This window comes from Pseudonocardia parietis, from assembly GCF_017876315.1.
GTDB lineage: Bacteria > Actinomycetota > Actinomycetes > Mycobacteriales > Pseudonocardiaceae > Pseudonocardia > Pseudonocardia parietis.
The window spans coordinates 4,621,500-4,643,907 of record NZ_JAGINU010000001.1 but is presented as its reverse complement, the minus strand read 5'-3'; the positions used below and the strand labels follow the sequence as shown (position 1 = coordinate 4,643,907).

Below are 22,408 nucleotides of genomic sequence, written 5' to 3'. Positions count from 1 at the left end.
CCAGCGCAGTCCTTACGCCCGGACGGACACCCGGCTCTCAGGAATCGCCGGTGGGCCCGGACGACGGACGCTCGGCGCCGGAAGCGCGACGAGCGAGTCACCGGGCTCGGTTGCTGCCCTGGCGGAGTGTTTCGCCGTCCGGGTGGGGCGGTATCCCCGACCATGACGGTCCAGGTTCTGCGCATCTACGACGCCCCCGAGAAGAGCGACGGCACGCGGGTCCTCGTCGACGGCGTGTGGCCCCGCGGGGTGCGCAAGCAGGACGCACGCTACGACGAGTGGGTCAAGGACGTCGCGCCCAGCGCCGAGCTGCGCAAGTGGTACGGGCACGACCCGGACCGGTTCGCCGAGTTCCGCCGGCGTTACCGGGACGAGCTCGACGGCTCGCCGGCACTGGACCGGTTGCGTGAACAGGTCCGGGACCCCGGCCTCATCCTGCTCACCGCGACCAGGTCGCCGGAGTACAGCCACGCCGAGGTGCTGCGCGAGCTGCTCGAGCAGTGACCGACACGGAAGGGGCGGCCCGGGCCCGGGTGTGCACCGCCGGTAGCATCGAAGGGTTCCCGCAGGCCACCGCCGTCGCAGCAGGTTCTGCGGCACGGCGGAGGTCTGCCCCGGCCGCCGCGGCGCGTGCGGCCCGAGCACGAGAGGTGGGCAGACGAGCCGATGAGCGGCCACTCCAAGTGGGCGACGACCAAGCACAAGAAGGCCGTGATCGACGCCCGCCGCGGCAAGATGTTCGCCAAGTTGATCAAGAACATCGAGGTCGCGGCGCGTACCGGCGGCGGTGACCCGGACGCCAACCCGACGCTCTACGACGCGATCCAGAAGGCGAAGAAGAGCTCGGTCCCGAACGACAACATCGACCGCGCCCTCAAGCGCGGCTCCGGTGCGGACGCGGGGGGCGCCGAGTACCAGTCGATCACCTACGAGGGGTACGGGCCGAACGGCGTCGCCGTCCTGATCGAGTGCCTGACCGACAACCGGAACCGGGCCGCGACCGAGGTGCGGACGGCCATGACCCGTAACGGCGGCACCATGGCCGACCCGGGGTCGGTGGCGTACCTGTTCTCCCGCAAGGGCGTCGTCCTGCTGCCCAAGGGCGACCTGGCCGAGGACGACGTGCTGCTGGCCGTCCTCGACGCCGGCGCCGAGGAGGTCAACGACATCGGCGAGAGCTGGGAGGTCGTCTCCGAGCCGACCGACGTCGTCGCGGTGCGCACCGCGCTGCAGCAGAACGAGATCGACTACGACTCGGCGGACCTGACCTTCATCCCGTCGATGCAGATCGAGCTGGACGCCGAGGGCGCCAAGAAGATCTTCCGGCTGATCGAGGCGCTGGAGGACTCCGACGAGGTGCAGAACGTGTGGTCGAACTTCGACGTGTCCGACGAGGTCATGGCCGAGGTGGGCTGAGCGGAGCTTGCGGAGCGAACATCTGCACTGAACCCCTCTACACCCTGCGCAGCCGCGTCCCACCGGGGCGCGGCCGCGTTCGTTGTCGGGGGTCGGTTCTAGACTCGCCGCTGATGAGCCCCGCCACACGGACCGCCGCGAAGCAGGCGGCGAAGCCGACCTCCGACCGCCCACGGTTGCTGCTGCTCGACGGCCATTCGCTGGCCTACCGGGCGTTCTTCGCGTTGCCCGCGGAGAACTTCCGCACCGGCACCGGCCAGACCACCAACGCGGTCTACGGCTTCACGTCGATGCTGATCAACCAGCTGCGGGACGAGGAGCCGACCCACCTGGCGGTGGCGTTCGACGTGTCCCGCAAGACGTTCCGCTCCGAGCGCTTCGCCGAGTACAAGGCCAACCGGAGCGCGACGCCGGACGACTTCCGCGGCCAGATCGACCTCATCAAGGAGGTCCTCGCCGCCCTGAACATCCCGGTGTTCGCCGTCGAGGGGTACGAGGCCGACGACCTGATCGCCACCCTAGCGACGCAGGCCGAGCGCCGCGGCTTCCAGGTGCTCGTCACCACCGGCGACCGGGACGCGTTCCAGCTGGTCACCGACGATGTCACGGTGCTCTACCCGAAGCGCGGCGTCTCCGACCTCGGCCGGATCGACCCGGCCGAGGTGGACAAGCGCTACGGGCTCACGCCGGCGCAGTACCCCGACTTCGCGGCGCTGCGCGGCGACCCCTCGGACAACCTGCCGTCGATCCCGGGGGTGGGGGAGAAGACCGCGGCGAAGTGGGTCCGCGAGTTCGGATCGCTCGCCGAGCTGACCGACCGGGTCGACGAGGTCAAGGGCAAGGCGGGCGACAACCTGCGCGCCAACCTGGCCAACGTGCTGCTGAACCGCCAGCTCACCGAGCTGGTCCGCGACGTCGACCTCGGTGTCGAGCCCGAGCAGCTCGAGGCGCGGCCCTGGGACCGGGACGCGGTGCACCGGCTGTTCGACGAGCTCGAGTTCCGGGTGCTGCGCGAGCGGCTGTTCTCCACGCTGTCCTCGGCCGAGCCGGAGGCCGATTCCGCGTTCGAGGTCTCCGGCACGGTGCTCGAACCGGGCGCCGTGCGGGCCTGGCTGAGTGCACACGCCCGCGACGGGCGCCGGGTCGCCCTGAGCTTCGCCGGGGTGACCGGGCCGATCGCCGGGCGCGATCTCGCCGGGATCGCGCTGGCCGTCGGCGAGCCGACCGTCGAGCAGCGCGCCGCCGGCGCCGCGGCGGGGGTGCCGCAGGCCGGCTACCTGGCACTGACCGGCCTCACCCCGGACGACGAGAAGGCGCTGGGGGAGTGGCTGGCCGACGCCTCGGTGCCGAAGGCCGCGCACGACGTCAAGGCGGTGCTGCACGGTCTTCGTGCGCGTGGCTGGTCGGTGGCCGGGCTGACCAGCGACACCGCGCTCGCGGCGTACCTGGCGCGGCCCGGGCAGCGGACGTTCGACCTCGCCGATCTGGCGTTGCGGTACCTGCGTCGCGAGCTGCGCACCGAGGAGCCGGCCGACGGGCAGCTGTCACTGCTCGGAGGTGAGGACGAGGCGGACGCGCAGGCCGCGCAGCAGGAGATGCTCGCCGCGTCGGCGGTCGCCGAGCTGGCCGACGCACTCGACGCCGAGCTGGCCGACCGGGGCGGGACCGAGCTGCTGGCCGGGCTGGAGCTGCCGCTGGCGTTCGTGCTCGCCGACTGCGAGGCGGCCGGTATCGCCGTCGACGCCGAGGCGCTGTCGGACCTCGAGTCGGACTTCGGCGGCCAGGTCCGCGAGGCCGCGCAGAACGCGTACCGGGTGATCGGCAAGGAGATCAACCTCGGGTCGCCGAAGCAGTTGCAGGTGGTGCTGTTCGACGAGCTGGAGATGCCGAAGACCAAGCGCACCAAGACCGGCTACACCACCGACGCGGACGCGCTGCAGAGCCTCTACGAGCAGACCGGGCACGAGTTCCTGCAGTTCCTGCTGCAGCACCGGGACGCGACGCGGCTGAAGGTCACCGTCGACGGGCTGACCAAGTCCGTCGCCGACGACGGCCGGATCCACACCACCTACTCGCAGACGATCGCGGCGACCGGGCGACTGTCGTCGACGGATCCGAACCTGCAGAACGTGCCGATCCGCACCGCCGCCGGGCGCCGGATCCGGGACGCGTTCGTGGTCGGCCGGGACGGCGGGGCGGGCTCCGAGGGCACCGCGTACCGGGAGCTGCTCACCGCCGACTACAGCCAGATCGAGATGCGGATCATGGCGCACCTGTCCGAGGACGTCGCGCTGATCGAGGCGTTCCGGTCGCAGCACGACTTCCACGCCGAGACCGCCGCCCGGGTGTTCGGCGTCGACGCCGCTGCGGTGTCGGTCGAGCAGCGCGCCAAGATCAAGGCGATGAACTACGGCCTGGCCTACGGTCTGTCCGCGTACGGTCTGTCCGCGCAGCTGCGGATCACCACCGAGGAGGCCAAGGGCCTCATGGACGACTACTTCGCCGGGTTCGGCGGGGTGCGGGACTATCTCGCCGGGGTCGTCGACCAGGCCCGCAAGGACGGCTACACCGCCACCATCCTCGGTCGCCGCCGCTACCTGCCCGACCTGACCAGCGACAACCGGCAGCGCCGGGAGATGGCCGAGCGGATGGCACTGAACGCGCCCATCCAGGGCAGCGCCGCGGACATCATCAAGGTCGCGATGCTGGGGGTGCACCGGGCGCTGCAGACGGAGGGCCTGCGCAGCCGGATGTTGCTGCAGGTGCACGACGAGCTCGTGTTCGAGGTGGCCGACGGCGAGCGTGAGGTCCTCGAGGCGCTGGTCCGCCGGGAGATGGCGGCCGCGGCCGAGCTGTCGGTGCGGCTGGAGGTGTCGGTCGGCTACGGCCGGAGCTGGGACGCCGCGGCGCACTGAGCGACGCCGCGGTTCGGGTATACCCCACCGTCGTGCTGGAGCGCACCGGCTGGGACCGGGCACGGCAGCGTACGAAGCTGGTGTCATGACCGCCACCACATCCACCCGGCCCGTCGTACCGGCGCCGGCACCCGCGCCGGCCCAGGTCGTCCGGCTGCGCCGGGGGATGGGGTACCTCCTGGGCGGGCTGCCGCTGTGCATCGTCGCGTTCGTCGTGGCCGTCGCCGGCTTCGCGGCCGGGGTGAGCACGCTCGTCGTCTGGCTCGGGCTGCCGATCCTGGTGCTGACGCTGCGGGCGAGCCGCGGCCTGGCGGAAGTGGAGCGGCGGGCCACCGAGTGGGCGACCGGACGACCGTTGCCCCCGCACCACTACCGGACGCCGACGGGCAGCGGCATGTCGCGGTTGCTCCGCTCGCTCGCTGAGCCGCAGTCGTGGCGGGATCTGCTGCACGCAGTGGTGGCCTTCCCGGTCCGGATCGCCACGTTCGTCATCGCGGTGACCTGGACGGTGGGCGGGCTCGGTGCGCTGCTCTACGTGATGTGGGAATGGGCGCTTCCCCGCGACGCCGGCTCGAACGGCCTGGTCGGTCTGCTCACCGGCGTCGACTCGCGCCCCGCGGAGATCGCCCTGAACACCACGATCGGCGTGGTCATGGTGCTCACCGCGCCGCTGGTCGTGCGCGGGCTCGTGCTCGTGCGTGCCGGGCTGGCCCGCGGGCTGCTCACCAACCAGACCGCGGCGCTGCGGGCCCGTGCCACTCAGCTGGAGACCAGCCGCCGAGCGGCGGTGCATGCCGAGGCGCAGACGCTGCGGCGCCTCGAGCGCGACATCCACGACGGTCCGCAGCAGCGGCTCGTGCGGCTCAACATGGACCTCGAGAGCGTCTCCCGGCGCCTCGACGACGACCCGGAGCGTGCCCGGCCGCTCGTCGCGGGGGCGCTGGAACAGAGCCGGGAGGCGCTCGACGAGCTGCGTGCCCTGTCCCGCGGCATCGCCCCGCCGATCCTGGCCGACCGTGGCCTCGGGCCGGCGCTCGCGGCGACCGCGGCCCGCTGCCCGGTCGAGGTGTCCCTGGACGTGGCGCTCCCCGACGGGCAGCGCCTGGCCGCGGCCGTCGAGAACACGGCCTACTTCGTGGTGACCGAGGCGCTGACGAACGTCGCCAAGCATGCCGATGCGACGCTGTGCACGGTCGTGGTGAGCGCGAATACCGAGCGGGTGCTCGTCCAGGTGCGCGACGACGGCGTCGGCGGTGCGCATCTCGGCAAGGGCCACGGTCTCGCCGGGCTCGCCGACCGGCTCGCCACCGTCGAGGGCACGCTCGACGTCCTGAGCCCGCCCGGCGGTCCGACGGTGCTGACTGCCGAGGTCCCGTTGCTCGGGGTGGGCGCCGACGCCTGAGGTACAGCACCCACCGTCTGAGGTTCCGCACCCACCGCCTGAGGTGCAGCACCCACCGCCTGAGGTTCCGCGCGCACCGGAGGCGGACGGCTCATCCGGCGAGGCGTTTCGCCGGGTCCGGCGGTGCCGCCCCGGCCGCGACGAGCGCGTCCGACCAGCCGTCGAGCAGGCGGGTGACCGGATCGAGGTCCGCCCCGATCGCGGCGACGACGGCCCGTTGCATGCCGTCGGTCCGTGCCTCCAGCGTCGCCCGGTGCCGCAGCCCGTCGGCGGAGAGCCGGTCCCCGTCGAGCAGGCCACGGGCGCGCAGCTCGTCCGCGGCGGCCTCGATCCGGTCCGGGGCCCAGCCCCGGGACGCGGTGTAGGCCCCGAGCGGGTAACCGCACCAGAGCTCGGTCAGCACGTTCATCTGCACCGCGTCGAGCCCGTCGACCGCGCAGACCGCCAGGTGCGAGTCACCGCGGTGCTCCCGCAGGACGTGGCAGGCGTGCACGAGTGCGGCGGCCGGGTCGTCGGGCCAGGGCTCGGCGAGCAGCCCGGTGAACAGCGGCCGGGCGGTCCGGTCCGCGGCGTCGATCCCGCGGCGCAGCGCGACGACGGCCGCGGCCGCCTCCCGGCCGAGTTCGGGCAGATCCTCGCCGAGTACTCGGCGCAGCGTGCGGCCCGGGGCGTCCAGCCGCACCGCGACGATCTTGTCGCGGTCCACGGCGGACGCGCCGAGGGCGTACTGCGGGCCGATCAGGCCGCCGTCGAACACGCCGAGCGCGGTGACCGCCAGCGGTTCCGGCGGGGTGCCCAGCGGGGCGACGCGTTGCCACACGTAGGCGGCGAAATAGTCGTCCAGCCCGAGTGCCGCGTAGCCCTCCGCGGCCTCCGGGGACCAGATCGAGAGGCACGCCAGCGGTTCGATCGCATCCCGCAGCGCCCGGGCGGGCGAGGGCGAGGTGGCGGCCGGCGGGGTGGGCCGGGGGCCGTCGGGCGGGGAGAAGAACAGTCCACGCATGGTCGGGTAGTCCACGGTCACTCCTCGTCGTCGACGGGCGAGAGGGCTCCGGCCTGCCAGATCTGTCCGGCCGTGCCGGGAGCGCCCGCGGTGAGCGTCCCGTGTACCCGGGCCAGTTGCATGACCAGCTGACCGGCCGTCGCCTGCTGCGCCGCGGCGTCCGCCCGGAGCACGTCCACCACCGGATCGGGGCCGCCGCCCGACCGGACCCGGCACAGCGCCGTGCCCAGCGCGGCCGCCGCCGCGGCGAGGACGTGCAGATCGCCGAGCCCGATCGGCACCGTCACGTGCTCGGTGCGATCCAGTACCGGCCGCACCACACGGGCCCACGCCCGCAGCGTCCGGCCGCCGTCGAGCGGTGGGGGCGGGGCGGCCAGGCCCGCGGCCTCGGCGGCGCGCAGGGCGAGCAGCACGCCCGAGACCCGCGCGGCCGCCGTCACCCATTCCTGCCGGGTCCCCGGTAGCGGGCCGACCTCGCGCAGACCCCGGACGGAGAACGGATCGGGGTGACCAACGGGACCCGTCGTCGTCATGTCCGTCCACCTCCGGGTCAGGGCCGGTCGAGGACGTCGAGCGGGAGCAGCGCCGTCACCGACACGTTCGGGACGTCCGGCAGCGCGCTGATCCGCAGCTGGACCGCCACGCTGCACAGGGCGTAGGCCTGCTGCCGGGTGAACCCGCGCTCGACGACGAGGTGGTCGAGCATCTCCCGCAGCGCGTCCCGGGTCGCGACCGTGACGTCCTCGGCCCGGTTGACGCCGTCGGCGTCGACCGAGATGCCGGTGGTCGCATGGAACGGACCGGCCTCGGCCGGACGCGGGCCGGGCGTCTCGCGGGAGAAGCGCAGCCGCCGCTGCCCGGTGCGCTCCGCCTCGCCCGGGCGCAGGTCGAAGCGCAACCGCCAGGTCCCGGCCATCTCGACGGCGGTGCCGCACGTCTCGCCCTCGCCCTGCGTGAAGTGGCCGTCGCCTGCGGAGAACAACGCGTCGTCGGCGTGCACCGGCAGCAGCAGGGTCGTGCCGATGCCGGTCTGGCGGATGTCGACGTTGCCGGCGTTCTCCCGCGGCGGCATCGTGCGCAGGCCCCGGGCCGGGACGTCGCCGGTCCCCGGGAGCGCATCCGTCGGATCCGGCGGTAGCGCCATGCCGCCCGCGTCGAGCACCGCCTGCTCCCGAACCAGGATCCGGTCCAGCAGGTCGTGGGACGGGGCCACACCGAACGTCCCGAGGAACGGCTCCGCCGAGAGCGTCACGCCCGGCAGGTCGTCGGAGACCGCCCGGTTCCCGTCGAGCTGCCAGCGGACCAGGAACGGTTCGGGGAACTGCTCGCGCAGGAAGCCGAACCCGGGGATCTGCACGGTGTAGCCGATCCCGGCGGGCACGCACTCCAGGAGCTCGACGACGAGGACGTCACCCGGCCGGGCACCGTCGACGGCGATCGGGCCGGTGAGGGGATGGACCCGGGAGAGGCGCACGGCGCCGAGCGCGTCGAGCCCGTCGCCGGGGCGCAGCTGCGCGTCGGCCGCGTCGAGCGTGTCCAGGACGACCTCGTCGCCCGGCCGGATCCGCAGCGCCGGTGCGATGTCGGGATGCCACCGGTTGTGTCCGCGCTCGGCCTGCGTGGCCAGTGGCTTCGTGGTGGCGAGGCGCAGCTCGTGGGTGGTCATCGGGGGCCACCGATCGGGCCGTGGTCGAGGCTGGTCACGGTGCCTCCCTCCGCCGGGGTGGACCAGGGTCCGCGGGTCCGGGGCACCGGTGCATCGCCGAAATCGCGTAGACGGCGGGCCGCGCCGCCCGCCGGGATCAGTCCAGGCCGGTCAGGAAGCGGATCGCGGCCTCCCGCCCGAGCTGCGCGCCCGGGCTGCCGAAGGGCCGGTCGAAGACGTGGTCGGCGTAGGGGACGGTGACCAGCCGGCCGGGGACCCCGGCGGCGCGCAGCTCGGCGTCGTAGGCGGTGACCCGGGCCGGGTCGACGTAGTGGTCGGCCGAGCCGAGCAGGAGCAGCGTCGGCGGCAGCTCCGGCCGCACCTGCTCCGAGGGCGACAGCAGGCGCATCAGCCCCGGGGAGTCCGCGGCGGCCCCGCCGAGCAGGGTCTGCTGCAGGTCGGGGTCGATCAGCGCGAGGTCGACCGGCGGGTGGAACGCGACGACGCCCGCCGGCGGCGGACCCGGCGCAGGCGGCGGGGCGTCGGCCGGTCCGGTGCCACCGAGCGCGGCGGGCGCCTCGGAGCAGGCGAGGGTGCCGTCGAGCAGGCCGGACGTCGTGCTCAGCGCCAGCGTCGCCCCGGCGGACTGGCCGGCCAGCACGAGCCGGGCCGGGTCCAGCTCGTCGCCGGTGTGCGCACGGACCCAGTCGACCGCGCAGGCCACGTCGCGCTGCTGGTCGCGGCCGATCGGCTCGGTGCCCGCGCCCGTCCCGCCGGAGCCCCACCCGGTCGGCGGCAGCCGGTAGTCGATGGCGGCGACCGCCCAGCCGCGGTCGGCGAGCCAGCGGTTGAACGCCGTCCGGTCGTCCCGCTCGCCGCCGACCCAGCTGCCACCGTGCACCCACACCATCGTCGGGTGCGGGCCGGGCCCGGACGGCAGATACAGATCCAGCTCTCGGCCGGGCGCGTACTCGACGGTGCGGTCCGGGGCGCCGGACGGCTGGCCGAGGACGGTCAGCGCCTCCGTCCAGTCCAGCCGGACGCCCTCGTCGGACGCGGCGCGGCCCTGCGCGGCCAGGACCGTGACCATCCCGATGACCGTGGCCAGTGCGACGGTCGCCGTCAGGTAACCGGTGAACGGCGCGGCCCGGCGGGCGGCCAGCCCGATCAGGATCCCGAGGACGGCCGCGAGCGTGAGGTGCAGTGGGTACTGGCCGGTGACGAACGAGCCGGCCAGGCCGAGCACCGGGGTCTCCGGCCGGAAGGCACCCACCAGGACGACCAGCAGGCCGGCCGACCAGAGCAGGGCGAGCACCCGGAGGAACGACGTCACTCCGGCACCCTGCCACCCGGCCACCCGGCCCGATCGGGTCGGCCCGGGCCCGGCGTGCCCCGCCGGCGAGCGGTGCCGCGGCCGGTAGCGTGCGGGGTTCGAACACACGTGCGGGAGGAGTGACGCGGTGCGAGTGCTCGGGGTCGACCCCGGCCTGACCCGGTGCGGGATCGGTGTCGTCGAGACCGGCGCCGGCCGTGCGGTCACCTTCGTCGACGTCGGCGTCGTGCGCAGCGGGCCCGACCTCCCGCTGGAACGCCGGCTGCTCGCCGTCGCCGACGAGGTGGAGCGCTGGGTGGCGCGGCTCCGGCCGGACGTCGTCGCCGTCGAGCGGGTGTTCAGCCAGCACAACGTGCGCACCGTGATGGGGACCGCGCAGGCCAGCGGGGTCGTCGCGCTGATCGCGGCCCGGGCCGGGCTGCCGGTCGCCTTCCACACCCCCAGCGAGGTGAAGGCCGCCGTGACCGGCGAGGGCAGGGCCGGGAAGGCCCAGGTCGCGACGATGGTCACCAAGGTGCTGGGACTGGACGCCCCGCCGAAGCCGGCCGACGCCGCGGACGCGCTCGCGCTCGCCATCTGCCACTGCTGGCGCTCGCCGATGCTGGACCGGATGGCGCAGGCGCAGGCCCGTGCCGCGGAGATCGCCGAGGTGCACAAGGCGCGGCTGACACAGGCCCGGGCGACCCAGGAGGACGGCTCACCGACCGCGGCGCAGCAGTGGGCGGCGGCCCGTGCGGCTGCCCAGTCGCGGCCGGCCGGTAGCTGGACGGCGTCCGGTGACGTCCGGCGGGGACCCGGCGGACGGCGCTGATCCGGCGGTGCCGGCGGCGTCCGGTCCCGGTGCCCGGTGGTGGTGTCGGATGCGGGAGCGTCGGGGGTGCGCGGTAGCGTCGCGGCTCGAACGACCGTTCGCGGGAAGGGGCTTCCGACAGTGATCCACTCGGTGCGCGGGCCGGTACTGGAGATCGGGCTGGACCACGCCGTCGTCGAGGTGGGTGGGGTCGGGCTGGCCGTCCACGCGACGCCGGCGACGCTCGGCGGGCTGCGCCGCGGCGAGGAGACCCGGCTCGCGACCACGCTGGTCGTGCGCGAGGAGTCGCTGACCCTGTTCGGGTTCGCCGACGCCGAGGAGCGCGAGCTGTTCCTGCTCCTGCAGACGGTCTCCGGGATCGGGCCGCGGCTGGCACTGGCCACCATCGCCGTGCTCGAGCCGGACACGCTGCGCCGTGCGCTGGCCGACGGGGACCTGGCCGTGCTGACCCGGATCCCGGGTGTCGGGCGCAAGAGCGCCGAACGCCTGGTCGTCGAGCTGCGGGACAAGGTGACCGCGCCCGCCGCCGTGCCGGCCGGGGCACCCGCCGCAGCGGCTCCGTCCCCGGTCCTCGGGATCCGCGAGCAGGTCGTCGAGGCGCTGCTGGGCCTCGGGTTCCCGCAGCGGTCCGCGGAGCAGGCCGTCGACGGTGTCCTCGCCGAGCGCCCCGACACCGGTGCGAGCGTGCTGCTGCGCAGCGCCCTGTCGTCGCTGGGCCGGTCGCGATGACCTCCGACCCGGATCCCGCCGCAGAGCACGCCCCTGCCGCGGAGCCCGATCCTGTCGCGGAGCCGAGTCCCGGCGACCCGTACGCCGGTGCGTTCGACCGGATGCGCGAGATCGACGCGACCGCGCAGCCGGGCGACGCCGACGTCGAGGCCTCGCTGCGCCCGCGGTCGCTGCACGAGTTCGTCGGCCAGCCGCGGGTCCGCGAGCAGCTCGAACTCGTCCTCGAAGGGGCGAAGCGGCGCGGCGACCCGCCGGACCACATCCTGCTGTCCGGCCCGCCCGGCCTCGGCAAGACCAGCCTCGCCATGATCATCGCGCAGGAGCTGGGCGCGGCGATCCGGCTGACCTCCGGGCCCGCCCTCGAACGCGCCGGCGACCTGGCCGCGATGCTGTCGAACCTGGTGCCCGGCGACGTCCTGTTCATCGACGAGATCCACCGCATCGCCCGGCCCGCCGAGGAGATGCTGTACCTGGCGATGGAGGACTTCCGGGTCGACGTCATCGTCGGCAAGGGCCCGGGGGCGACCTCGATCCCGCTCGACGTCGCCCCGTTCACCCTGGTCGGAGCCACCACCCGGGCCGGCTCGCTGACCGGGCCGCTGCGCGACCGGTTCGGGTTCACCGGGCACATGGAGTTCTACGAGGACGCGGAGCTCGAACAGGTGCTGAACCGGGCCGCCGGGATCCTGGGCATCGAGCTGCTCCCGGACGGCGCCGAGGAGATCGCAGGCCGCTGCCGCGGTACGCCGCGGGTGGCGAACCGGTTGCTGCGCCGGGTGCGTGACTTCGCCGAGGTCCGGGCGGACGGCATCATCCGCCGCGACGTCGCCCGGGACGCGCTGGCCGTCTACGACGTCGACGAGCTCGGCCTCGACCGGCTCGACCGCGCCGTGCTCGCTGCGCTGGTCCGCTCGTTCCACGGCGGTCCGGTCGGGGTCTCCACCCTCGCCGTCGCGGTGGGGGAGGAGGCGGGCACCGTCGAGGAGGTGTGCGAGCCCTACCTGGTCCGGGCCGGGATGCTCGCCCGCACCCCCCGCGGCCGGGTCGCCACTCCGCTGGCGTGGACCCACCTCGGCCTCACCCCACCCGCCGACGCCCCCGCGGGCCACCGCATCAACCCCCTGTTCTGACCCGGTCCGGCCGGTCGGCCACGCCGGGAAGGCGGACGTGCGCCGGTCCGAGGCGCCGCATGTGGGTGAGAGTGGCCGCGGCCGCCCGTGGCTGACATGGGAGGATCCGGACGGACCGAACGGATCGGGCACCCGCCGGGCGCCTGTCGAGGCATCCTGAGGTGTCCGCACACCGCGCGAGAGGTTCCGGACACCGCGCGGTGTCACGGGGGCCGGTGATGACCTCGGTGGAACGATCCGGGCATCCCGGCCGTTACGTCGCGGGCCGGGCGTCCGGAGAACCGTTCGGCCCGGTAGTGCCCGCGACGAGCGGTTCATTGCCGGGAGGGGCCGCCCGTCGGTGTCGGTCCCGGCTGGCACACTCACGATTACGAGACGAGACGGAGAACCCGCACGATGGATCTGATCCTTGCGCAGGAGGCCGGTGGTTCGGGCCTGTTGTCCCTGCTGCCCTTCCTCATCATCCTGCTGCTGTTCGTTCCGCTGTTCCTGAACGGCCGCAAGCAGCGCAGGCAGATGCAGCAGACCCAGACCATGCAGCAGGCGCTGGAGGACGGCGATGTCGTCGTCACCACGTCCGGGCTGCGGGCCACGGTCGTCGACGCCTCGTACGAGGACACGATCGATCTCGAGATCGCCGAGGGTGTGGTCACCACGTGGCTGCGCGCCGCGATCCGGGAGAAGGTCGCCGCCGACGAGCCCGCCGAGGAGAACACCGAGGCGGAGCAGTCGGAGCAGCAGGAGCAGTCGGAGAACAAGCCGACGATTCACTGAGCATGTCGGGAGCGGGCCGCCGGGCCCGCTCCGGGCGGCCTCGGCACCGCGGCCGGGTCCGGTGCACGGCCGGCGACGGTCCGTGCTGCCGGGCCGGTCGATGCCGGGCGACGAGACCGTGAGGCCGGCCGTGGCCGCCTCGCGAGCCGGATTCGGGAGATCAACACGTGGCAACGTCCTCGGGGCAGCAGCGACTGCGCCCCTGGCGCTACCTGACGGCCTTCCTGGGCATCGTCGTCGTCCTCTACTCGCTGGTGCTGTTCACCGGCGGCGGGAACCTGACGCCGAAGCTGGGCATCGACCTGCAGGGTGGCACCCGCGTCACGCTCACCGCCCGCACGACCGACGGTCAGCCGCCGCCGCGGGACCAGCTGGTGCAGGCGCAGGAGATCATCGAGCAGCGGGTCAACGGGCTCGGGGTCAGCGGCGCCGAGGTGCAGCTGGACGGCAGCAACCTGGTCATCACCGTCCCCGGTGACGAGGGCGAGCAGGCCCGCTCGCTGGGCCAGACCGCCCAGCTGCGGTTCCGTGAGGTGATCCAGGAGGTCCCGGCCGGGCCGGCCGCGCAGCAGCCGGCACCGGGCCAGGACCAGACCGGCCAGACCCCCGGCGGGCAACAGCCGGTGCCGCAGCCCGCACCGAACGCCCCGCCGCCCGCCGAGCCGGCCCAGCCGCAGCCGCAGTCGCAGCCGCAGAGCCAGGGCGACCCGGCCGAGCAGTCGCGCGCCGTCGCTCCCGTCGCGCAGACCACACCGCTGCAGGACCCGGCACCGCTGCAGGACCCGCCACCACCGCCGGAGCCGCCGGCACCGCCGACCGGCGCCGCATCCCCGGACGACCCGCGGGTCGCCGCCGAGGTGGCGCAGCTGCGCGCGACCCGGCAGAGCGAGGACCAGGCCACCCAGCTGCAGGCACTGCTCGCGCTGGACTGCGCCGCCCCGGACCCGCTGCAGGGTTACGACGACCCGACGAAGCCGCTGGTCACCTGCGGTACCGACGGTGCCGCCAAGTACGTCCTCGGCCCGTCGTTCATCGAGGGCACCGAGATCGCCTCGGCCCAGGCCCAGCAGAGCCAGGACAGCGCGGGCTGGGTGGTCAGCCTGACCTTCGAGCAGGCCGCGGCCGACGCGTGGGGCCAGTACACGACCGAGAACGTCGGCAAGCAGACCGCGTTCGTGCTCGACGGCGATGTCGTGTCCGCACCGGCGATCAACCAGCCGATCTGGGGCCCGACGCAGATCAGCGGGCAGTTCAGCCAGGAACGCGCCCAGGACCTCGCCCAGACGCTGCGCTACGGCTCGCTGCCGCTGGCGTTCGACTCCGGCACCGCGCAGACCGTCTCGGCCACCCTCGGCCTGGCCTCGCTGGAGGCCGGGCTGATCGCCGGTGCCGTCGGGCTGGCCCTGGTGTTCGCCTACTGCATGTTCTACTACCGACTGCTCGGCCTGCTGACGATCCTGTCGTTGGCCCTGTCCGGTCTGATCGTCTACGCGATGCTGATCCTGCTCGGGCGGTGGATCGGGTTCACCCTCGACCTCGCAGGCGTCGCCGGGTTCATCATCGCGATCGGCATCACCGCGGACTCGTTCGTGATCTTCTTCGAGCGGCTCAAGGACGAGATGCGTGAGGGCCGGACGTTCCGCTCGGCCGTCCCGCGGTCCTGGGAGCGGGCCCGCCGGACGATCCTCACCGCGGACGCGGTCAGCTTCCTCGCCGCCGCGGTGCTCTACATCCTCGCCGTCGGCGAGGTCCGCGGGTTCGCGTTCACCCTCGGCATGTCCACCGTGCTCGACCTGGTCGTGGTGTTCCTGGTGACCTTCCCGCTGGTCGTGCTGATCTCCCGGTCGAAGACGCTCGGCAAACCCGAGCTGTCCGCACTCGGCGCCGTCGACCGGATCGGTGCCCGGCACCGTCGCTCGACCCCCGCCGTGGGACGGAAGGCGAACACCGCCTCGACCTCGAAGGGAGCGGGCGCATGACCGCCCCGGAGCGGATGTCGGGCTGGACCCGGCTCACCACCGGCACCGCGAGCGTCGACATCGTCGGGCGCACGAAGCTCTGGTACATCGGCTTCGGCGTGCTGCTCGCGATCTGCCTGGCGTCGTTGCTGCTGCGAGGCTTCAACCTCGGCATCGACTTCACCGGCGGGTCCCAGATCCAGCTGCCGGCGAACGGGGCGAACGGGGCGATCTCCGTCGAGCAGGTCGAGGAGGTCTACCGGGGCGTGATCGGCACGACCCCGGAGACCGCGCAGGCGGTCGGCACCGGGGACACGGCGTCGATCGTGCTGCAGTCCGAACCGCTGACCCCCGATCAGCTGGTCCCGCTGCGGGACGCACTGTTCACCCAGCTCCAGCCCCTGGGCGCCGACGGCGCTCCCAGCGTGGGCTCGATCAGCGACTCCCAGGTCTCCGGCACCTGGGGCGGCGAGGTCACCACCCAGGCGCTGATCGCGCTGGTGGTGTTCATCGTGCTCGTCACGCTCTTCCTGGCCGTGTACTTCGAGCGGGCGATGGCCGCGGCCGCGCTGGTCGCGCTGGTCAACGACATCATCGTGACCGCGGGTATCTACTCGATCATCGGGCTGGAGGTCACTCCGGCCACTGTCATCGGCCTGCTGACGATCCTCGGCTTCTCGCTGTACGACACCGTCGTCGTGTTCGACAAGGTGCGGGAGAACTCGCGCGGGCTTCTGAAGCTGACCCGACGCACCTACGCCGAGGCCGCGAACCTGGCGCTGAACCAGACCCTCATGCGGTCGATGAACACCTCGCTGATCGCGATCCTGCCGGTGCTCGGCCTGCTCGTGATCGGGGTGGGGCTGCTCGGCGTCGGCACGCTGGCCGACCTGGCGCTGGTCCAGCTCGTCGGCATGATCACCGGTGTCGTCTCGTCGCTGCTGCTCGCCACCCCGGTGCTGGTCGACATCAAGATGCGCGACAGCCGGTTCCGTGACCAGGCCGAGCGGGTCGCCGCCCGCCGGGCCCGCACCGCCGCCGTCCGCAACGGGGAGGTGGTCGAGCAGGAGGCCCCCGAGGCGACGGATACGCTCGCGACCGTGAGCAGTACTTCCCGCACCGCCCCCGCGCCCCGCCCGGGCGCCCGCCCGACCGGCAAGACCGGGCGGCGGCGCCGGTGACCGCCTTCGAGAGCATCCGGGTCGGGCCGGGCATCGCGGGGGAGTCGGTCGACGACCTGTTGCGGGTCGCCGAGCTCGTCCGCACGGTTCCCGACTACCCCGAGCCCGGGGTGCTGTTCCGCGACATCACGCCGGTGCTCGCGGACGGTGGCTCGTTCGCGACGGTCAGCACCGAGCTCGCCGCGCACACCGGTGGCGCCGACCTCGTGATCGGCGTCGAGGCCCGCGGATTCCTGCTCGGGGCGGCGGTCGCGCTCGTCGCCGGGGTCGGGACCGTGCCGGTCCGCAAGGCGGGCAAGCTGCCCGCCGTCGCCGCGTCGCGGACCTACGACCTCGAGTACGGCCGGGCCACGCTGGAACTCCCGGCCGGCGTCGTGGAGCCGGGCGCCCGGGTGTACGTCGTCGACGACGTCCTGGCCACCGGCGGGACCGCGGCCGCGGCCTGCGCGCTGCTCGCCGACGCCGGGGCGGAGATCGTCGGGTTCGGCACCCTGCTGGAACTGACCGCGTTGAACGGCCGGGCGCAGCTGGGTGGCCTGCAGGTGGACGCGCTGTTGAGCGCCTAGGACCGCCGCGTTCCGCTCCTCGGCGGCCCGCGGACTATCCTCGGGCCGGACCACTCCCGCTACCAGGCACGATGAGGAGGTGCGGTGACCGAGGTCGACCGGACGAGCGCACACCCGGCCACCCGGCCGCTGACTCCTGCCGACGACGAACCGCCGCGCCCGTCCGCGACACGGCGGGTCCGGGCGCGGATCGCGCGGCGGATGACACCGCAGCGGGTCGCGATCGTCAAGCCGGTTCTCGAACCGCTGGCCGCGGTGCACCGGTCGCTGCACCCCAAGGCCGACCTGATGCTCCTGCAGCGGGCCTACGACGTCGCCGAGTCCAAGCACGAGGGGCAGACCCGCAAGTCCGGTGACCCCTACATCACCCATCCGCTCGCGGTCTCCACGATCCTCGCCGAGCTCGGGATGGACACCACGACGCTGGTCGCGGCCCTGCTGCACGACACCGTCGAGGACACCGACTACTCCCTGGAACGGCTGCGCGCCGACTTCGGCGACGAGGTCGCGCACCTGGTCGACGGCGTCACCAAGCTGGACAAGGTCGAGTTCGGCAACGCGGCCGAGGCCGAGACGATCCGCAAGATGGTCGTCGCGATGGCACGCGACCCCCGGGTGCTGGTCATCAAGCTGTCCGACCGGCTGCACAACATGCGCACCATGCGTTTCCTGCGCCCGGAGAAGCAGGTCAAGAAGGCGAACGAGACCCTCGAGGTGTTCGCCCCGCTCGCGCACCGGCTCGGCATGGCCACGGTGAAGCTGGAGCTGGAGGACCTGTCGTTCGCGATCCTGCAGCCGAAGAAGTACCAGGAGATCGTGCGGCTGGTCGCCGACCGGGCGCCGTCGCGTGACACCTACCTGCGCCAGGTCATCGACGAGGTGACCTCGCAGCTGGACTCGGCGCGGATCCCGGCGAAGGTCGAGGGACGACCCAAGCACTACTACTCGATCTACCGCAAGATGATCGTCAAGGGCCGGGACTTCGACGACATCCACGACCTCGTCGGCGTCCGCGTGCTCGTCGACGAGGTGCGCGACTGCTACGCCGCGATCGGCATGGTGCACGCGCTGTGGCAGCCGATGCCGGGCCGGTTCAAGGACTACATCGCCCAGCCCCGCTTCGGCGTCTACCAGTCGCTGCACACCACGGTGATCGGTCCGGACGGCAAGCCTCTCGAGGTCCAGATCCGCACGCACGCGATGCACCGCACCGCCGAGTACGGGATCGCCGCGCACTGGCGCTACAAGGAGATCAAGGGCGGCCAGGGCAAGGAGGTCGAGGTCGAGGAGATGGCGTGGATGCGCCAGCTGCTCGACTGGCAGCGCGAGGCCGCCGACCCGGGCGAGTTCCTCGACTCGCTGCGCTTCGACCTCGCCGCGCGGGAGATCTTCGTCTTCACCCCCAAGGGCGACGTCGTCACCCTGCCCACCGGCTCCACCCCGATCGACCTCGCCTACGCGGTGCACACCGAGGTCGGGCACCGCTGCATCGGGTCGCGGGTCAACGGCAAGCTCGTCGCACTGGAGCGGCAGCTGTCCTCCGGTGACGTCGTCGAGATCTTCACCTCCAAGGCCGAGGACGCCGGCCCGTCCCGCGACTGGCTGGCCATCGCGAAGTCCCCGCGGGCCAAGGCCAAGATCAAGCAGTGGTTCGCCAAGGAGCGCCGCGAGGAGGCCGTCGAGGAGGGCAAGGAGGCCATCACCCGGGAGGCGCGCCGCACCGGGATGCCGCTGCAGCGGCTCATCTCCGGCGACGCGATGTCCGCGATCGCCCGCGAGCTGCACTACACCGACGTCTCCGCGCTCTACGCCGCCGTCGGTGAGCACCAGACCAGCGCCCAGCACGTCGTGCAGCGCCTGGTCGCCTGGTTCGGCGGCGAGGAGGAGGCGGAGGAGGAGCTCGCCGAGCGGGCCACACCGTCCACCGTCCGGCACCGGCGCCCGTCCGGGAACGCCGGCGTCGTCGTCCAGGACGTGGACGGCAACACCATGGGCGACCTCTACGTCAAGCTCGCCCGGTGCTGCACCCCGGTACCCGGCGACGAGATCCTCGGGTTCGTCACCCGCGGCGGCGGGATCAGCGTGCACCGCACCGACTGCACCAACGCGGGCGACCTGACCTCGCGTGAGGAGCGGCTGGTCGACGTCGCCTGGTCGGTGTCCCCGGAGTCGGTGTTCCTGGTCGCGATCCAGGTCGAGGCCCTCGACCGGCACCGGCTGCTGTCCGACGTGACCAAGGTGCTGGCCGACGAGAAGGTCAACATCCTGTCCGCGTCGACGACGACGTCGCGGGACCGGGTCGCGGTGTCCCGGTTCTCCTTCGAGATGGGCGACCCCAAGCACCTGGGGCACCTGCTGCAGGCGGTGCGCAACATCGAGGGTGTCTACGACGTCTACCGGGTCACCAGCGCGGCGTAAGCACCTGGTGCGTGGGTCACGCGGCGGTGAGCAGCGAGCGGCCCGCGTCGGTGAGGTGCGGCCGCAGCGGTGCGGGGCCGGAGGCCTCGACGAGCCCGACGTCCGCCAGTCGCACCCCGACGAACTGGTCGCAGAAGCACACGCCGTCGATGGTGAGCGAGTGGCACGTGTCGTCGGTGACGGTGCAGCGGTCCGCGGCGATCGCGCGCAGCACGGCTCGGTCCCGGTGGCTCAACCGGGGGAGGACTGAGGTGGACATGATCGCCGCTCCTTTCCGTGTGTGCCGGTCGATCTCCGAGATCGTCCGGACCTGTCAAGGATGTTCCGGAGGAGCCGCCCGGACCATCGAGCCGCCCCTACCTCGCTCCGGCTCAACCCGCCGGACACAGGTAGGGACAGCCCCCGCACCGGGATCTCATCGGTGCCGGCCGCGACGATCCGGGGCTGTCCTCCGCCGATGGCGCGGCCCGATCGGCCAGTCGAAGCGCCGCCGTAGGGGCCGCGGCATCGGGAGCGCGTTGATCCTGCCGGTGCTGGACCGGGCCGACCGGGCCGGGGTGCCGGCTGGAGGCGACGAGCCCACGGAACCGGGTCGTCTACGAGCGGTACGGATTCCGGGCGCGGTCGCCGATCGCCGCCGCGGGCGGCCCACCGCTGTGGCCGATGGTTCGCGAACCGGCGTAGCCCCGTGACCGGTCGTCGGGGCCGGGAGGGCGCAAGCCCTACCGTGCGCTCTGCTGCGCGGTGCCGTAGGCGGCGAGGAACACCCGCACTGCCTCGTCGGCGTAGTAGTGCAGCCGCTCGACGGGCTCCTCGGTGCCGGTGAACATGGCCCGGTTGATCGGGGCGGCCAGGATCAGCCAGTTGAAGTGCTCGGCGGCCAGCGCCGGATCCGGGACGTGGAGCAGGCCGCGCTGGGCCAGCGTGGTGAACCAGCCGGCGAACGTGGCGTGTGCCTGCTCGGGCCCGCGCGAGTACCAGGCCGCGGCGAGGTCGGGAAACCGGTCGGCCTCGCCGATGAGCAGGCGGCGCATCCGGAGCAGGTGCGGCGCCAGCACCTCGACGACGTGCCGGCGGGCGAACTCGCGCAGGTCGCGCTCCAGGTTCTGGGTCTGCGGCAGGGCGTCGACGAGTGACCGGGTGAGCTCCTCGGCCTCCTCGATGTCACCGGTGATGATCGCGGCGAACAGGCGCTGCTTGTCCACGAACTGCTTGTAGACGGTCTGCTTGGACACCGCGGCCCGCGCGGCCACCTCGTCCATGCTCGTGGCCGCGTAGCCGTGGGCCAGGAACAGCGGGCGGGCCGCATCGAGGATCGCCCGGCGTTTGCGCGCCGACCGGCCGGTCTCGGGTGCCACCGCCTCGCTCATCCCGCTGACAGTACTGGACGGTCCAGTACCGTGGGAGTACTGTACGGTCCAGTACCCGCCGAGGAGGCTGGCGATGGACGTTTCAGGCACTGTCCGGTCGAGTGACGGCACCGTGCTCGCCTACGAGCGCGTCGGCAGCGGGCCGGCGCTGGTCCTGGTCGACCCGGCGCTGGGTTACCGCGACTTCGACAACGTCCGCGGGCTGGGGAAGTGGCTCGCGGACGAGTTCACCGTGTTCACTTACGACCGGCGAGGGCGCGGCGGCAGCTCGGACACGCTGCCGTACACGGTGCAGCGCGAGGTCGACGATCTGGCCGCGGTGATCGCGCAGGCCGGCGGGAACGCGTGTGTCTACGGGTTCTCCTCCGGCGCGCTTCTCGCGCTGCAGGCGGGCGCGGTCGGGTCCGGCATCGAGAAGCTGGTGCTGATGGAGCCCCCGATCGGTGCCGACGACGACCCGGATGATGCCGCCTTCACCGCCGAGATCGCCGAGTTGGTGGCCACCGACCGTCGTCGCGAGGCGGTGGAGCGCTTCCTGGGTGACCTCGGGCCCGAGGTGCTCGCCGGGCTGCAGGAGTCGATGCCGGTGCTCGAGGCGGTCGCGCCCACGCTGGTCTACGACTGCCTGATCTCACACGCGACCACCACCGCGCTGCTGGCTACGGTGGCGACACCCACGCTCGTGCTCGACAGCCAGGGCAGCAGCGATGACCTGACCGGGTGGGCAGCGGACATCGCCGCCGCCCTGCCGAACGCCCGCCACCGCAGCCTGCCCGGGGGCTGGCACGGCGTGCCCGTCGAGACCCTCGGGCCGGTGGTCGCGGAGTTCTGCCGGGCCGGCTGATCGGGCACGCCCGCGGGCGTCAGCCGACGGTGGCGCTCTGGATGTCCACCGGGATGTTCGGGGTGCCGTCGCCGGAGCCCGTGGATTCGCCGCCCTTGGCGACCTCGTCCAGGGTCGCCAGACCCTCCGGACCGATCGAGCCGAAGACGGTGTAGTTCGGCGGGAGCTGCGCGTCGCCGTAGATCATGAAGAACTGGCTGCCGTTGGTGCCCGGGCCGGCGTTCGCCATGGCGAGCAGGCCGCGGCCGTAGGTGAGCTCGGGGAAGACCTCGTCGGCGAACGAGTAGCCGGGGCCACCGCTGCCCTGTCCGGTCGGGTCGCCGCACTGCAGCACCTGCAGGCCCGGGCTGGTCGTGAGCCGGTGACACGAGGTGTCGGCGAAGTAGCCCTGCTCGACGAGGTGGGTGAAGCTGTTGACCGTGCACGGCGCGAGCGCGCGGTCCAGCGTCAGGTCGATCGTCCCGGCGCTGGTGGTCACCGTGGCCGGCACCGTGCCCTCGGCAGACACCTGGCCACCGGCGGGCGGGTCCACCGGTTTCGACGCAGGGTCGGGCGAGGCCGGGTACTCACAGTTCACCGATGCCGGGAGCGCGGTCGGGCGCTGCGGCAGCGGCACGGCCGGCAGGCCGGAGGTGTCCGGGCCGCCGCCCTGGGCCGCGGCGGCCGGGTCCGCGTCGTCCGGGCCTGCCCAGGCCGAGGTCAGCAGGTAGACACCACTCGCCACCAGGGCGACCACCAGCACCGTCGCCACCGCGGCGATCGTCGTGTTCCGCTTCCGCTTCTCCGCCTGCTGGGCCCGGTTGGCCTGCTGGGCGGCCAGCTTCCGCTTCGCCGCCTCCCGGCGCTGCTCGTTCGTCGCCACGCTCCGCCACTCCCCGCTTGATCATTCGTTCGCGTCCGGAGGGTAGCGGGG

General features: G+C 73.2%; 19 protein-coding genes and 1 pseudogene. 13 read left to right on the top strand and 7 right to left on the bottom strand.

Translation table 11 applies throughout. The annotated features are described in order from the left end of the window. Nucleotides 1-162 precede the first annotated feature (162 nt). From JOF36_RS21945 to JOF36_RS21930, 4 genes are all read left to right on the top strand, one after another. On the top strand, nt 163-504 hold the full coding sequence (locus tag JOF36_RS21945) for a DUF488 domain-containing protein (RefSeq protein ID WP_210030302.1): 342 nt from the start codon (nt 163-165) through the stop codon (nt 502-504). Between the two features lie 162 nt (nt 505-666). Continuing rightward, nucleotides 667-1,416, top strand: coding sequence for a YebC/PmpR family DNA-binding transcriptional regulator (locus JOF36_RS21940; RefSeq protein WP_210030300.1), 750 nt, complete (start codon nt 667-669; stop codon nt 1,414-1,416). A 113-nt stretch (nt 1,417-1,529) separates the two neighbouring features. Continuing rightward, nucleotides 1,530-4,331 (top strand): DNA polymerase I, encoded by a 2,802-nt coding sequence (polA, locus tag JOF36_RS21935; RefSeq protein ID WP_210030298.1) that lies wholly within the window; start codon nt 1,530-1,532, stop codon nt 4,329-4,331. Nucleotides 4,332-4,416: 85 nt separating this feature from the next. Beyond that, a complete protein-coding gene (locus tag JOF36_RS21930) occupies nt 4,417-5,733 on the top strand; it encodes a sensor histidine kinase (RefSeq protein ID WP_210030296.1) in 1,317 nt (438 codons plus the stop codon). Nucleotides 5,734-5,824: 91 nt separating this feature from the next. Here the strand turns inward: JOF36_RS21930 and JOF36_RS21925 are convergent, their stop codons facing one another. From JOF36_RS21925 to JOF36_RS39325, 4 genes are all read right to left on the bottom strand, one after another. Next, nucleotides 5,825-6,751 (bottom strand): SCO6745 family protein, encoded by a 927-nt coding sequence (locus JOF36_RS21925; protein ID WP_210030289.1) that lies wholly within the window; start codon nt 6,749-6,751, stop codon nt 5,825-5,827. A 2-nt stretch (nt 6,752-6,753) separates the two neighbouring features. Beyond that, nucleotides 6,754-7,269 carry a hypothetical protein gene (locus tag JOF36_RS21920; RefSeq protein ID WP_210030287.1) on the bottom strand — a complete coding sequence of 172 codons (516 nt, stop codon included), beginning with the start codon at nt 7,267-7,269 and terminating at the stop codon, nt 6,754-6,756. Nucleotides 7,270-7,286: 17 nt separating this feature from the next. Continuing rightward, nucleotides 7,287-8,402, bottom strand: a complete 1,116-nt coding sequence (locus JOF36_RS21915) for an acetamidase/formamidase family protein (protein WP_210030285.1) — start codon at nt 8,400-8,402, stop codon at nt 7,287-7,289. Nucleotides 8,403-8,538: 136 nt separating this feature from the next. Next, on the bottom strand, nt 8,539-9,714 hold the full coding sequence (locus JOF36_RS39325; protein ID WP_210030283.1) for an alpha/beta hydrolase: 1,176 nt from the start codon (nt 9,712-9,714) through the stop codon (nt 8,539-8,541). Nucleotides 9,715-9,841: 127 nt separating this feature from the next. Here JOF36_RS39325 and ruvC point away from each other — a divergent pair. From ruvC to JOF36_RS21870, 8 genes and pseudogenes are all read left to right on the top strand, one after another. Further along, nucleotides 9,842-10,393 (top strand): annotated as a pseudogene (ruvC, locus tag JOF36_RS21905) (crossover junction endodeoxyribonuclease RuvC); the annotation flags it as partial. A 252-nt stretch (nt 10,394-10,645) separates the two neighbouring features. Beyond that, complete coding sequence (gene ruvA / locus JOF36_RS21900) at nt 10,646-11,254, top strand: Holliday junction branch migration protein RuvA (protein WP_210030280.1); 609 nt, start codon at nt 10,646-10,648, stop codon at nt 11,252-11,254. A gap of 101 nt (nt 11,255-11,355) precedes the next feature. Then, nucleotides 11,356-12,384: a Holliday junction branch migration DNA helicase RuvB gene (gene ruvB, locus JOF36_RS21895; RefSeq protein WP_210036128.1), complete on the top strand. Its 1,029-nt coding sequence runs from the start codon at nt 11,356-11,358 to the stop codon at nt 12,382-12,384. Nucleotides 12,385-12,780: 396 nt separating this feature from the next. After that, the gene (yajC, locus tag JOF36_RS21890) at nt 12,781-13,158 is read left to right on the top strand and encodes a preprotein translocase subunit YajC (protein ID WP_210030278.1); all 378 of its coding nucleotides are present in this window, start codon (nt 12,781-12,783) and stop codon (nt 13,156-13,158) included. Nucleotides 13,159-13,325: 167 nt separating this feature from the next. Then, complete coding sequence (gene secD / locus JOF36_RS21885) at nt 13,326-15,137, top strand: protein translocase subunit SecD (protein ID WP_210030271.1); 1,812 nt, start codon at nt 13,326-13,328, stop codon at nt 15,135-15,137. Further along, nucleotides 15,134-16,297 (top strand): protein translocase subunit SecF, encoded by a 1,164-nt coding sequence (secF, locus tag JOF36_RS21880; protein ID WP_210030269.1) that lies wholly within the window; start codon nt 15,134-15,136, stop codon nt 16,295-16,297. Before secD ends, secF begins: the two co-directional genes overlap by 4 nt. Next, nucleotides 16,294-16,863 (top strand): adenine phosphoribosyltransferase, encoded by a 570-nt coding sequence (locus JOF36_RS21875; RefSeq protein ID WP_210030267.1) that lies wholly within the window; start codon nt 16,294-16,296, stop codon nt 16,861-16,863. The genes secF and JOF36_RS21875 overlap by 4 nt, the downstream gene beginning before the upstream one ends. Before the next feature lie 129 nt (nt 16,864-16,992). After that, entirely contained in the window at nt 16,993-19,281 is a 2,289-nt protein-coding gene (locus tag JOF36_RS21870; RefSeq protein WP_245352343.1) for a RelA/SpoT family protein, read from the top strand. A gap of 16 nt (nt 19,282-19,297) precedes the next feature. Here the strand turns inward: JOF36_RS21870 and JOF36_RS21865 are convergent, their stop codons facing one another. Beyond that, the gene (locus tag JOF36_RS21865; RefSeq protein WP_210030263.1) at nt 19,298-19,540 is read right to left on the bottom strand and encodes a hypothetical protein; all 243 of its coding nucleotides are present in this window, start codon (nt 19,538-19,540) and stop codon (nt 19,298-19,300) included. Nucleotides 19,541-20,003: 463 nt separating this feature from the next. Beyond that, complete coding sequence (locus tag JOF36_RS21860; RefSeq protein ID WP_210030261.1) at nt 20,004-20,651, bottom strand: TetR/AcrR family transcriptional regulator; 648 nt, start codon at nt 20,649-20,651, stop codon at nt 20,004-20,006. A 73-nt stretch (nt 20,652-20,724) separates the two neighbouring features. Between JOF36_RS21860 and JOF36_RS21855 the strand changes: the two genes are divergently transcribed. Continuing rightward, nucleotides 20,725-21,495, top strand: coding sequence for an alpha/beta fold hydrolase (locus tag JOF36_RS21855; RefSeq protein WP_210030259.1), 771 nt, complete (start codon nt 20,725-20,727; stop codon nt 21,493-21,495). A gap of 19 nt (nt 21,496-21,514) precedes the next feature. Here JOF36_RS21855 and JOF36_RS21850 read toward each other — a convergent pair whose 3' ends face one another. Next, the gene (locus JOF36_RS21850; protein ID WP_210030257.1) at nt 21,515-22,357 is read right to left on the bottom strand and encodes a peptidylprolyl isomerase; all 843 of its coding nucleotides are present in this window, start codon (nt 22,355-22,357) and stop codon (nt 21,515-21,517) included. Between the last annotated feature and the right edge of the window lie 51 nt (nt 22,358-22,408).